This is a genomic window from Acinetobacter sp. 251-1 (genome assembly GCF_030329305.1).
In the GTDB taxonomy this organism is placed as follows: Bacteria; Pseudomonadota; Gammaproteobacteria; order Pseudomonadales; family Moraxellaceae; genus Acinetobacter; species Acinetobacter piscicola_A.
Window position 1 is genome coordinate 1 of the sequence record NZ_JACANS010000033.1, and the last position, 12408, is coordinate 12408.

General features: G+C 35.9%; 8 protein-coding genes, 3 pseudogenes and 1 other annotated feature. Of the genes and pseudogenes, 4 read left to right on the forward strand and 7 right to left on the reverse strand.

Annotated features, from left to right (window positions below; translation table 11 throughout):
* A pseudogene (locus HX129_RS17080) lies at positions 1–631 on the forward strand (IS5 family transposase); the annotation flags it as partial.
* 854 nt (positions 632–1485) lie between these two features.
* Here the strand turns inward: HX129_RS17080 and HX129_RS17085 are convergent.
* From HX129_RS17085 to repM, 3 genes are all read right to left on the reverse strand, one after another.
* Positions 1486–1743: a Txe/YoeB family addiction module toxin gene (locus HX129_RS17085; protein ID WP_130075520.1), complete on the reverse strand. Its 258-nt coding sequence runs from the start codon at positions 1741–1743 to the stop codon at positions 1486–1488.
* The gene (locus HX129_RS17090; RefSeq protein WP_286436366.1) at positions 1740–1994 is read right to left on the reverse strand and encodes a type II toxin-antitoxin system Phd/YefM family antitoxin; all 255 of its coding nucleotides are present in this window, start codon (positions 1992–1994) and stop codon (positions 1740–1742) included. The genes HX129_RS17085 and HX129_RS17090 overlap by 4 nt, the downstream gene beginning before the upstream one ends.
* Before the next feature lie 259 nt (positions 1995–2253).
* Positions 2254–3570, reverse strand: coding sequence for a replication initiation protein RepM (repM, locus tag HX129_RS17095; RefSeq protein WP_130075518.1), 1317 nt, complete (start codon positions 3568–3570; stop codon positions 2254–2256).
* Positions 3571–4171: 601 nt separating this feature from the next.
* Between repM and HX129_RS17100 the strand changes: the two are divergent.
* A pseudogene (locus tag HX129_RS17100) lies at positions 4172–5036 on the forward strand (IS3 family transposase); the annotation flags it as partial.
* Here the strand turns inward: HX129_RS17100 and HX129_RS17105 are convergent.
* A pseudogene (locus tag HX129_RS17105) lies at positions 4969–5678 on the reverse strand (IS3 family transposase); the annotation flags it as partial. The pseudogenes HX129_RS17100 and HX129_RS17105 overlap by 68 nt on opposite strands.
* Positions 5287–5403: a sequence feature (AL1L pseudoknot), on the reverse strand. (Overlaps the previous pseudogene by 117 nt.)
* A 204-nt stretch (positions 5679–5882) precedes the next feature.
* On the opposite strand from HX129_RS17105, the gene HX129_RS17110 reads away from it, so the two are divergent.
* Positions 5883–6146 (forward strand): hypothetical protein, encoded by a 264-nt coding sequence (locus HX129_RS17110; RefSeq protein ID WP_286436367.1) that lies wholly within the window; start codon positions 5883–5885, stop codon positions 6144–6146.
* Positions 6147–6568: 422 nt separating this feature from the next.
* Positions 6569–7321 (forward strand): IclR family transcriptional regulator, encoded by a 753-nt coding sequence (locus HX129_RS17115; RefSeq protein WP_286436368.1) that lies wholly within the window; start codon positions 6569–6571, stop codon positions 7319–7321.
* Positions 7322–7366: 45 nt separating this feature from the next.
* On the opposite strand, the gene HX129_RS17120 is transcribed toward HX129_RS17115, so the two are convergent.
* From HX129_RS17120 to HX129_RS17130, 3 genes are read right to left on the reverse strand one after another with little or no spacing between them, the layout of a single operon-like run.
* Complete coding sequence (locus HX129_RS17120) at positions 7367–8863, reverse strand: CoA-acylating methylmalonate-semialdehyde dehydrogenase (RefSeq protein WP_104495243.1); 1497 nt, start codon at positions 8861–8863, stop codon at positions 7367–7369.
* A gap of 43 nt (positions 8864–8906) precedes the next feature.
* Positions 8907–10064, reverse strand: coding sequence for an iron-containing alcohol dehydrogenase (locus HX129_RS17125; protein ID WP_168396801.1), 1158 nt, complete (start codon positions 10062–10064; stop codon positions 8907–8909).
* A 37-nt stretch (positions 10065–10101) separates the two neighbouring features.
* Positions 10102–11496, reverse strand: a complete 1395-nt coding sequence (locus tag HX129_RS17130) for a GntP family permease (RefSeq protein WP_286436369.1) — start codon at positions 11494–11496, stop codon at positions 10102–10104.
* Positions 11497–12408 lie beyond the last annotated feature (912 nt).

A 12408-nucleotide genomic window follows, 5' to 3' on the forward strand; every position in this document is an offset into this window, starting at 1 on the left:
ATTAACTATCAAAAAAGCAGTAATGGTCTCCATTTACTTGTGGATTCTACTGGCTTAAAGTTTTTAGGTTAAGGCGAATGGAAACGTAAAAAACATCAGCCTAAATATCGTCACCAATGGCATAAATTACATATTGGTATCGATGCTGAAACCCTTCAAATACGTGCTATTCAGCTCACAACCAACAATGTGAGTGCTTCACAGGTGCTTGGTGATTTACTAAATCAGATTCCACAAGAAGAACAGATTGACTCCGTCTATACTGATGGGGCTTATGACACCAAGCAATGGCGTTAGGTCATCACAGAGCGACAAGCGCATGCGGTGATTCCACCAAGAAAAAATGCGAAACCTTGGAAAGATACAAAGACCAGCTCGCTAGAGCGAAATGAATTACTTCGAACAGTTAAACGTTTAGGCAGGACACTATGTAAAAACTGGTCAGGCTATCATTGCCGAAGTTTGGTCGAAACTAAAATGCATTGCATCAAATCTTACGAAACAGTGTTTCTCAGGCGATAAACTCAGTGCAAGAAATTTCCAAAGCCAAGTCAAAGAGATGCATGCACGTGTGGCAGTATTAAATAAATTTACGGAGTTGGGTCGACCTCACACCCGAGTTGTCACTTAAATTTGGATAACTTGGGGAAAGTTTAGTTTTTGAATATCTGTGCAACAAAGCCTGTACAAATTATAAAATATTAAGATATAGCATCAAGACTTAAATTTTCGTATGTTTTGAGGATATTTGATTCGCTACTCGGAACAGGAATGAATGGTAGAGTACAAATAGGAATAGAGTATGCAGATAAGGATTTACGGCTTACAGAACGACTTGCTAAGATGAAATAGTGGCTATCCGAACTTTATTTTCATTGGATTGGCATCGATTTGGATAGTCATTGAGACTTTATTTATCACCATCGAATTTTTTAAATTATGAATCAAAGCATTTGCAACTTCAAAAGTTGTTCCTAATTACAATTTTAAAAGCCTTCTTTATCTAAAAGTTGAGCAGTCTGTTTTAATGGGTAGGAATGGTATGCTGTGCATTGCAGACCTCAACAAATCGGTAAAACTGAGCATTACTTAATTCAATATTTGCTTGCTCTTTTAAAATTTTTTATGCTTTTTCTCGAATCAAACGTACAATAAATTCAGTTAATGAAGAACAACCCTATGTACAGCAGCTCGTTCTGCTAATTGCTTTGTCTCAACATCAACACGTATTTCTATACGCTCACGAACAATCATGGACCCACCCCAATCTTTAAAATATTCAAATACTATGTGCGGCATATTGACATACATTAGTTCAAGTAAAAGAAGAATCTGTGCCCAACCCCTTGTTCACTTCGTAATTGCATATTCTTATTCAAATGAACACCTAGTGGCATGTAATACTGGACACTGATTCTTCTTCTACTTGGACAGTAATTTCAGGTATTAAATTATTCGAAAAAATTCAACTCATAAATATGAATCTCAATCATAATGATAACAGCAAGATATAATCAGGATTTGCTGATCTAAAACCTCATAGACAAGACGATTTATTTTATCTATTTGTCTTGACCATAAGCCACTTAAATTATGTTTAAGTGGCTCAGGTTTTCCAATACCATCAAATGGTGATCTTATAACATCCTTAATTAGTAAATTAATTCGTTTTAAAGTCTGTTCGTCAGTAGATTGCCAAGTTAGATAATCATTCCAAGCTTCATCTGTCCAACTCAAAATCATTCCTCAATCAACTCATGTTGACTAATTTTCCCTAACTTAGCTTGCGCAATAGATTTCATTAAATGAGTTGCATTGGCTGGGCTACTCATTAAGTATGCTGTTTCTTCATAGGCATTGAAATCTTCGAGGCTAATCAAAACAGCAGTCTGATTATTTTGCCGAGTCACAAGTACAGGGGAATGATCATCAATAACACCATTGAGTACATTTGCTAGATTTTTCCTTAAATAAGAATAAGTTACAACTTTCATTTATGCACCTTTAATAAGTAAAAATATTAGTCTTATTCAACCAATTTTATAAAAATTGCATCAATACAAATCAGAAATTGCATTTTATTTTTTCAATATCTAAATTAAATATTTTCTTTTTCAGTTCAGCAGTTAGATCAAATTATGTATTCATTTTTATATCCAACTAACACAAAAATGGGTGTCTAGGTAAGAGTTCATTTTGCGCTCATATCAGATCACGCCGTCACAAATACATGCTATAAAATATAAACGATCTCTATTTATTTTGTTTTTTCTTTTCAATCAAAACACCAATTTCTCTCATTACAAATGAAACAGAAGGCTTTTTTTCTTCTTTTGCACAGGCAATTAATTCAGCTTCTGTCATTGTGCCCCCATTAATAATATATCTCTCCATAACATGCGAAGGTATATCATAAGTATTTTTTTCAATACGCTTTTCTTCAGTGATAAATACATCACTAATAGATGGCGTTTCTATCGACTTTATAGAAGTTTTTTCTGTTGATTTTTTTGTTCTCGTATTTTTAGGTTTAGTTATAGGCACATCTTGAGATACTAATGGCTTTTCTCCTATTTCTTGCTCAGTTGATTTAGCTTTTTTCTTATAACTATGATCAATGAAACCACATAAAATTAATGCTTTTTCATACTGGTCAACATCACCATTTTTAAAATCATTTTCGATTTTTTTAGCAAGTAATTTTTCATTTTGATTAGAATCAACTATGTTATTTAAATAACCAAACCCTTCAATACAATCACAAACATTTTTTGCAATCATACTTGCAAATAAATTTGCCTGTTTATCATTTAAAATAATTTTAGAATTTTCCTGAGATAATGGTATTTCAGATATTACATCTCTTTCTTTCTTAAAAGATGCTGTAAAAGTAAATGATATACCACGTATAACACGTCCATTTTTGTGTTTTTCCATCTTTATATTTTTAATATCAGTGTGTTTTTTCACCTGATTAATTGCAACATCAATGACTCTTTTTTCTAGATCATAAAAACGCTCATAATCTTTCTTACCAACACCAAGCTTGAGTCGAAAGTCATCCAATGGTATTTCCTGTACTTTTCCAACTGTTCGCCATTGGATCAACAACTCATATAAACGTATAGCATATTGGCTTGTAAGCTCTTTAATCTGCATTAATTCATATTCTGTAAACTTTCCTTCTAGTTCAGAAATTAAAGGACGAATAGAAGGAGAAAATGATAAACGAATTAATCCTAGACTATCAACATAAGATGATCTGATAAAAATAGGTTCACTCACATGCTCGGTATATTTTCCCTTATAGACTTCAGAGTAATCAAAAGTACGTCTTTTTAATTTATCCTGAGCCTCTTTCATCATGCTGTAAACATTATCAGGGGCTATATTAAAAAATTCAGCATATTCTTTTGCAGCGATCTCTACAGGATTTTCCTTATCAAAGCCTTTGTTTGTCCCTCGTGTCTTTACAATTGCTACCAACATAAGACGATGTTCTGATAATTCCATTTGATATCGAGCATTAATCAAAGAATTACTTTTTACGATTTTATCGTTATCCAACATATTATGTTGCTCGTCTTTAGTGTATATGACGCAGGCTATCAAGAATTGCGTCTTATATCAATATAGTGACTATGAAAATGTCGTCTTAAACTATGAAAATGTCGTCTTATAACTATGAAAATGTCGTTTTTAGGCTATGAAAATGTCGTCTTATAACTATGAAAATGTCGTCTTATAACTATGAAAATGTCGTCTTATAACTATGAAAATGTCGTTTCAACCTTAATAAAGTCATTAAAAATCAATAATTAAAAATTTCTTAAAATAAAAAATAAAACAAAATTTCTTTTAAAAATAAAACAATTTTTTTTTAAAAATTTAAATCTTTTAAAAAGCAAAAAATCATCAATTATTATAAAAGCTAAGGTTGGAAAATTTAACTATGAAAATGTCGTCTTATAAAATTAAAATTTTTAAAAAATTAGTAATAAATCATAGATGAATTTATAAAATTAAATAAGAATTTTATTCTATCTATAAAAAATCATTACTTTCTAAAATAAAAATGAATTATCGCATTGAATTTATTGTATAAATTGAGTAGACACAGATTTTGTAGACACCTTTTAGTTAGATAAAATGGCTAATTAACGAGGTACTTATGAGTAGTAAACGATACCCTGAAGAATTCAAAATTGAAGTAGTAAAACAAGTCACTGAAAAAGGTCATAGTGTGGCTGAAGTTGCCACACGTTTAGGAACCACTACACATAGTCTGTATGGTTGGATCAAACGTTATGATCCACAGCAACCCAAGACAACAGAATCTAGTGATCCAACTACAGAATTAGCGAAATTAAAAAAAAAGCTGCAAAGGGTTACTGAAGAAAGGGACATATTAAAAAAGGCCGCGGTGTACTTCGCAAGCCAGTCCAAATGAGGTACGCCTTTATTCGGGACAACCAACATATATGGTCTGTTCGTCGTTTATGTTCAACCTTAGATTTTCATCACTGTGGTTATTACGCCTGGTTAAAGACACCCACCAGTATAACTGCGAGGAAGCTGCAACAGCTTTCATGATTAATTAAACAGTTCTGGTTGAAATCTGGCGGCGTCTACGGTTATCGCAAGATTCATTGTGATTTGAAAGATGTTGGCGAAAGTTGCGGTATCAATCGAGTACATCACTCATGAAGGAGAATGGTCTCCAGTCACAGCATGGCTATTGCAAACCTAGAGCTAGTGTTAGTACTCCATCCATTGTGGCTCGAAATACTTTAGACAGACAGTTTAACCCCAACTAGCCCAACCAGTTGTGGGTGACTGAAATCACTTATATTCGCACTCATGAAGGATGATTGTATCTTGCAGTAGTAATCGACCTCTTCTCACAGCTAGTCGTTGGCTGGTCTATGAAGTCGAGAATCACAACAGATCTGGTTTTAGATGCTCTACTGATGGGTTTGTGGCGAAGAAGCCCAAAGAACAAAGTCCTGATTCATTCTGATCGAGGTAGCCAATACGGGTGGTTTGTTTATTCTTACCACGCCAAACACCTTGTATACCTAGCTTTTGCATCAATCGAGCAACTGTACAACGTGCAATAACATAACCCTCACGTTTCAATTTTTGCCAAACTTTACGTACACCATATCGACCTGAACTTTCTTTCCAAATACGTTTGATTTGCTCTGCATGATGTAAATCATGCAGAGCACGTTTCGCTCGATGTTCTGGGTTATCAACGAGATCTAAAGCCCGATAATAGGTCGAAGCTGCAATCGGTAAAATTCTACAAATCGCATCAACACCATATCGATCTTTATTGTGATGGATAAAATCCACCATTATTTGTGTGGGCGGTCGAGCTCCGCCTGGGCGAAAAAAGCGGCTGCTTTACGTAGAATTTCATTGGCACGTTTTAATTCTTTAATTTCACGTTCCATTTGCTTCATTTTTTCTTGGTCAGATACCTGTTGTACTTTGGCGGGATTTTGTTGATCTAAGTATTTTTGATACCAAACACGTAGTGTTTCAGGAGTACAGCCAATTTTAGGAGCAATTGCGGAAACTGCTGCCCAATTCGATGGATAATCTTTTTCAGATTCAATCAATAATTGAACCGCTCTTTCTCTGATTTCAGGGGTATATTTTAATTTTGTCATCGGGATAGTCTCTCAGAATATTGACTCTCCGACAAACCCGGTACGGTTCACTTATTTACATTCCAACATAATAATAAGGAGATACAACAAATTGCAGAAACCTCATCAATATATTGATGAATAAGATAACAGAGTCATTTTTCTTAAAAAGAATGGAATTTTCCTGCTTGGACAAGCGATGGTATTTTATAGAGATGAGCACAAGTGAATAAAGTTCTTAAAAAACAAATCGCTTTTTTTATTCTGCTTCTTTGTGGTGTCGGTCTCTATAATTATAAGGGGATACAACCGCAACAACAGCCTGATGAATCAATAGAGCGAGCTCAACAAAGAGAAGCAGAGTTCATGCAAAGAAAGGCAGAATATATTGCGAAACATGGTGGACTAATTCCTGCTGCACAGCAAATGCATCAGGAATTAGCACACAAGAATGGTATGCTGCTTATTGAACCACCCTCCACAAACTGAACCGTACCGGGTTTGTCGGAGACCACTATTCGTTCAATATTTCATGAATTTAGTTAGATTGGTAATCCCCCCTAAAAATAATAGGATCTAAAAGTAGAATTTTCTCTTAAGATACAAGCAGGAGATTCTGCATGAAAACATCTAAATTTACTGACAGCCAGATCATGTCCATATTAAAGCAAGCGGAGTCTGGCACACCTGTTGCTGCCCTTTTATAGGCTTATTCATTTGCAAATTATATAGCGGAATAAGACTTTATCGGTAGGTTTGTTCAACAAGGCCGCTCTAATTTAATTTGTAAAACCCAACATGCTAAAAACATTCAGCAATCATTAGGATGAATCCTATACATCACTTATAATTTGAAAAATTATATTATTCTTTTTGTACAGGTAACTACCTTTGACTATCGAGTACTTACAATGAATAGAAAAGGCTCATCAATAACCCGAGTTTTAGATATTATTGAGGCTATTTCAACAGCCAAACATCCTCCGACCCCTTTAGACCTCTCAGTAGAACTGGATATTCCTAAACCTAGTATCCATCGACTGTTGCAGACCTTGGAGCAGGAAAAGTTCATTAAGGTTGATACCTATGGTGGGTATATCGTAGGCGAGCGAACCTATGATTTGCTCATGAGTGCATGGCAGCAAGAACCTCTAAAAATAGAAAGACTAGCGATTTTGCAAAAGTTGTCAGACCAAATTAATGAAACGTGTGGAATTGCTATACTGCATAACAATCAAATGCTATATACAGACCGCGTTCAAGCGAATTGGCCCTTACAAGTCTATCTACCGATTGGATCAACTGTGCCACTATGGTGTACATCCAGTGGGAAATTACTACTAAGTTTTCAACCAAATCAACGTAGAAAAAAAATATTGGAACATCTGTCTATTGAGCAAATGACTAAAAATACCATTACAAATCCAATCTTGCTTGAAGAAAATTTAAGTCTAATTTATTCAAATCAAATTGGCACAGATAACGAAGAATTTATCTCAGGTATGGTTGCATGTTCAGTTCCAATCTTTAGAAAAGAAGAGATTGTTGCATGTTTATATGTACATGCACCGACCATACGTAAATCATTAGATGATCTTTTGGCTTTTGAACCACTATTGCGTCAAGCTGCCAACGACCTGAGTCATCTGATTGATACTAAATAAAAAAGGGAAGCTATAACAGCTTCCCCCTTATCTTGCTTGCTAATCTTAGTTTAAAGTCGGCATTGAGAATTGAGCACCCTCACGAACATTAGCGGTTGGCCAACGTTGTGTAATCGTTTTACGACGGGTGTAAAAACGTGCACCATCTGGACCATAAGCATTTAAATCACCAAATAATGAGCGCTTCCAGCCACCAAAACTATGATAAGCCACAGGGACTGGCAATGGGATATTAATTCCTACCATTCCGACCTTAATATTGTCACTGAAGTAACGAGCTGCTTCCCCATCACGTGTATAAATACAAGTACCATTGCCGTATTCATGATCATCAATCAGATTCATAGCTTCTTGCATGGTTTTTACACGTATAACCTGTAGTACAGGACCGAAAATTTCTTCTTTATAACTAGTCATTTCAGGAGTCACTTGATCGATTAGCGTGGCTCCCACATAGAATCCCTTTTCGTAACCAACTGGAGCTGCATCTCGACCATCAACAACAATCGTTGCACCTTGCTCTTCTGCACTGTTGATATAACCCACAACTTTAGCTTTATGCTGGGCTGTAATCACAGGACCGAAATCATTTTCTTTTTCTGAATATGCCCCATATTTTAACGATGCCATAGCTTCAGAGAGCTTAGAAATCATCAAATCAGCAACATCATCACCTACGGCAACAGCGACTGAAAGAGCCATACAACGCTCACCTGATGAACCAAAAGCAGCACCTAATAAAGAGCTTACTACATTATCAATATCAGCATCAGGCATAACAATCGCATGGTTTTTTGCACCGCCAAGTGCTTGGCATCTTTTCCCAGTAGCAGTTGCTGTCTTATAAATATATTCAGCTATCGGTGTCGAGCCAACGAAGCTTATAGCCTGTACTCGAGAATCTAAAAGTAAGGTATCAACAGCCTCTTTATCTCCATTTACAACATTTAGTACGCCATCAGGTAGACCAGCTTCTTTCAGTAATTGTGCAATATACAAAGTTGATGATGGATCACGCTCAGATGGTTTAAGAACAAAAGTATTTCCACAAACAATTGCCATCGGGAACATCCAAAGTGGAACCATGACTGGGAAATTAAATGGAGTAATACCTGCAACGACACCTAAAGGCTGGAACTCACTCCATGAATCGATACTTGGACCTACGTTTTTACTGAATTCACCTTTTAAAAATTCAGGAGCACTGCAAGCATACTCAACATTTTCAATACCACGCTGTAATTCACCGGCAGCATCATGCACAATTTTTCCGTGTTCTTCACCAATAAGTTGGCAAATTTTTTCAGCATTTTTTTCCAGCAGTTCTTTGAATTTAAACATGACACGTGCACGTTTAATCACTGGAGTATTTCGCCATTCAGGAAATGCTGCTTCAGCTGCGGCAATTGCTTCTTCAACTGTTGCTTTGGTTGCAAGCGCTACTTCCTTGCTTTGCTCACCTGTTGATGGATTGTAAACAGGTTGAGTTCTTGCATGTTGGGTATTCAGAGTCCCATTAATAAAATGCCCGATTAATTCCATGTGGATCTATCCTCTTGATGTGGAAAAATGAATTAAATATGCCTTACCAGAGTTGCTTATATAGTGAAACTATTTCGGTGACTGTAGGAACGACAGGGTTGTTGGAAGGTGAACCAGATGCGAGTGCTTGTTCAGCCATTGTTTCGACAATTTCATCGAAAAATTGTTTATCAGCTCCAAATTCAGCTAATGTTGGAACTTTGAGGTCTCTATTTATTTCGATTAATGCTTGGATAAGTTTCTGATTTGCAACATTGTCAGAGTCATCCATATGGGCAACACCCATTGCTTTAGCACAGTCTGCATAACGTTCTGGTGCAGCGTGTATTGAAAACTCAGTAATCATCGGTAGTAACATTGCATTAGATAATCCATGCGGAACATGGAAAAAAGCACCAATCGGTCGACTCATACCATGTACTAAAGCAACAGAGGCATTGGAAAATGCGATACCTGCAAATGTAGATCCGAGCATCATTTTTTCACGTGCAGATTCATTATTTGGTTCGTGAAAAACGGTCTGTAGATTTGGACCAATGAGCTTCATTGCTGCAATTGCTTGGGCATCACTATATGGACTTGCCTTTTTGCTAACATAAGCTTCAATTGCATGCGTGAGTGCGTCAATTCCAGTATCAGCCGTTGTACGGGCAGGCATTGACATCGTTAACTCATAGTCTACGATTGCAGCCACAGGTAAAAAACCTAACCCTGCGCACAGCATTTTTTCACTGGTTTTATCATCAGTAATGATCGTAAATCGAGTACATTCTGAACCTGTACCTGCTGTTGTTGGAACAGCAATAATAGGCAATCCAGTCTCATTCACTTGTCGGGGAAATTTATAATCACGAATTTCTCCACCAAACATGCCCAAAATACTAATGGCTTTGGCACTGTCGATTGGGCTTCCGCCACCTACAGCAATGATGGAGTCATATTGATGAGATCTAATATGATTTACACCTGCTTCGATTGAAGCAGAAGTTGGCTCAGGAATAGTCTCGTCAAAATAGTCGCTTTCAATATTTGCTGTTTTGAGTATGTTCTGGATTTCATTGATATAACCTAATGTAACCATCATTTTGTCAGTGATGATCAAAGGCTTTTTTGCTCCTAAGCTATTTAATATTGCAGGAAGCTGGCTTCGAGCATTTTTTCCAACCTGCATAATTCGAGGAAGGTTTATCGTATGAGACATTTTTTATTCACCATATTGGGTTAAGGTATTGAATTTTCTAGAATGATCCAAATATTGTGCCGAGGGTAATGACACCACTTAATGCAATCAGCGGTATAACAACTGCGACAATGAACATGTCGTAATAAGATTGTTTATGAGTCAATCCACATAAGGTAATGATAGTAATTACGGCACCATTGTGTGGAAGTGAGTCTAGTGCGCCAGAGGCCATTGATGCGACTCTGTGCATGAGTTCTAATGAAATCCCATGCTCTAGTGCCAAACTTTTATAGGTTTCACCCATTGTATTTAGGGCAATACTAAGACCACCTGAAGCTGAGCCTGTAATCCCTGCTAATACATTGATAACAATAGCTTCAGAAATTAGTGGATTACTTGGCGCAATACCGATTAGAAAATCACGCAGAATAATAAAACCTGCCAATGAAGCGATGACTGAGCCATAACCCACCTCAGAAGCCGTATTAAAAATAGGTAAGAATGAAGATGACACCCCTTGCTGAATTGAATCTTTGATATCAACAAAGGCCTTCCAATTTAGAACGATGATGCTTAAGCAAGCTAAGACCAATGCACAGATAATCGCCCATAGCCCAATGACTGAACTTAATGAAGTATTTCCAAATTGGTCAGTAGAAAGATATGCCGTATCCAGAGAAGGTAAAATCACTTTAGTTAACAGTAGGTTGGAAATTATAACTACTAGGATTGGTGCAAAAGCAATCAGTAAACTTGGAGATGATGATGTTAATCCACTTTCACGGTGGTGTGATTCAAAGTGATTGCCATAACCTTCATTATTTAAATGTGCTTTAGCAATACGCTTGTTTAACCACCACATTCCTGTAACCAGAATAAAAATGGATGCCAGTATTCCTAAGCCAGGTGACGCGTATAGGTCTGTATTAAAAAATGGCATTGGAATAGCATTTTGAATAGCAGGTGTGCCAGGTAATGCCGTCATGGTAAAAGTAAGAGCACCTAACATGATTGCTGCAGGAATTAGACGCTTCGGAATCCCAAGTTCTTTAAAGAGTGCAGATGCAATTGGGAATACAGCAAAACCAACAACAAATAACGAAACACCACCGTAAGTTAGAATCGAACATGAAAGCACGATAGAAAGCATCGCTCTTTTATGTCCCAATTTTTCTACAAAAAAATTGGCGATAGTTCGAGCTGAACCTGAGTCATCCATTAATTTCCCAAACACAGCTCCTAATAAAAAGAGTGGGAAATATTTGATGATGTAGCCACCTAAACCTGTCATGAAAACTTGAGAATAAAACCCAAGTATCTCATTGCTGAGCCCACTCCATGCAACTGCAAATAACGCAAGTATTGGTGCAAGAACAATAACGCTGAAGCCCTTATATGCTAAATACATCAGCAATATTAGGGACAAGACTATTCCGATTAGCCCTATCATTTTAAACATCCTATTTAAAATATTTTTTGTATAATGATACATATCGTATCATTATTAATATATTTGATTTTTTAGACATGTCAACAAAAAATCGAGAAGGTCGACTTTAGTTGTAGACTGTAAGTTTAAAAAATATTATTTAATTATTTTAAAACATAGACTTATGTTGATTTAATCTTGAAAAGAAGAAGTTGTTGATTGAAGGTTTGTAAAAATCTGAAAATAAACCCAAGGAATAGTGTATGTAATTGAATAGCCGTACTTATTTTTATATTTCTGATGAAATGATTTTTGACAAGCTGAAGTCGGATATCGATGAATATATCGAAGTTTGGTATAGCTCAAAGAGCTGTTGTGCTTCCAATGATTAGTGTTTCCCATTAGCTTATGAAGTGATTCATCAAAAGATGGTTAGATGTGTCAATAATTGGAGGAACTATTCGTAGAATCTATTTAATTTTGATTAGAATAAGACCTTAAAACTGTATAGTTATATCCTTAAATTACAAGGTATTACACAACTAAAATTTTCACGAGTGACTTATAATATATTGAGATGATTAGATAACGCTAAGCACTCAATTTAACATAATGGTGGTTATACGAAATTCGCTCTAATTCTCTTTATAAATCAATGCTGTAGTTTCTAGTTGATAGCCCATCTTCCACAAGGTGGGATTTTTGTTGATTTTTATGTTCCACGATTAATATTTTCCCATGTTTCACGATTTTGATTAGCTCCTCTGCTTAATCTATATTTAACTCCTTGCTTACTTTTTAAAGAAGGGAGAGGAATAGGAAAAAGTCTTCATTTAAAAAAGTAACAATAGGGTATAGCCTAACGGAACAAAATAAAGTCTTAAAAAGCAACTCAAAAACCGTATTTATAGACTTAATATTTAATTTCGGTAC

Coding starts and splice junctions, on each gene's coding strand:
- repM (WP_130075518.1), bottom strand. CDS start 3,570: ATGTTGGATAACGATAAAATCGTAAAAAGTAATTCTTTGATTAATGCT.
- HX129_RS17125 (WP_168396801.1), bottom strand. CDS start 10,064: ATGTCTCATACGATAAACCTTCCTCGAATTATGCAGGTTGGAAAAAAT.
- HX129_RS17090 (WP_286436366.1), bottom strand. CDS start 1,994: ATGAAAGTTGTAACTTATTCTTATTTAAGGAAAAATCTAGCAAATGTA.
- HX129_RS17085 (WP_130075520.1), bottom strand. CDS start 1,743: ATGATTTTGAGTTGGACAGATGAAGCTTGGAATGATTATCTAACTTGG.
- HX129_RS17115 (WP_286436368.1), top strand. CDS start 6,569: ATGAATAGAAAAGGCTCATCAATAACCCGAGTTTTAGATATTATTGAG.
- HX129_RS17130 (WP_286436369.1), bottom strand. CDS start 11,496: ATGATAGGGCTAATCGGAATAGTCTTGTCCCTAATATTGCTGATGTAT.
- HX129_RS17120 (WP_104495243.1), bottom strand. CDS start 8,863: ATGGAATTAATCGGGCATTTTATTAATGGGACTCTGAATACCCAACAT.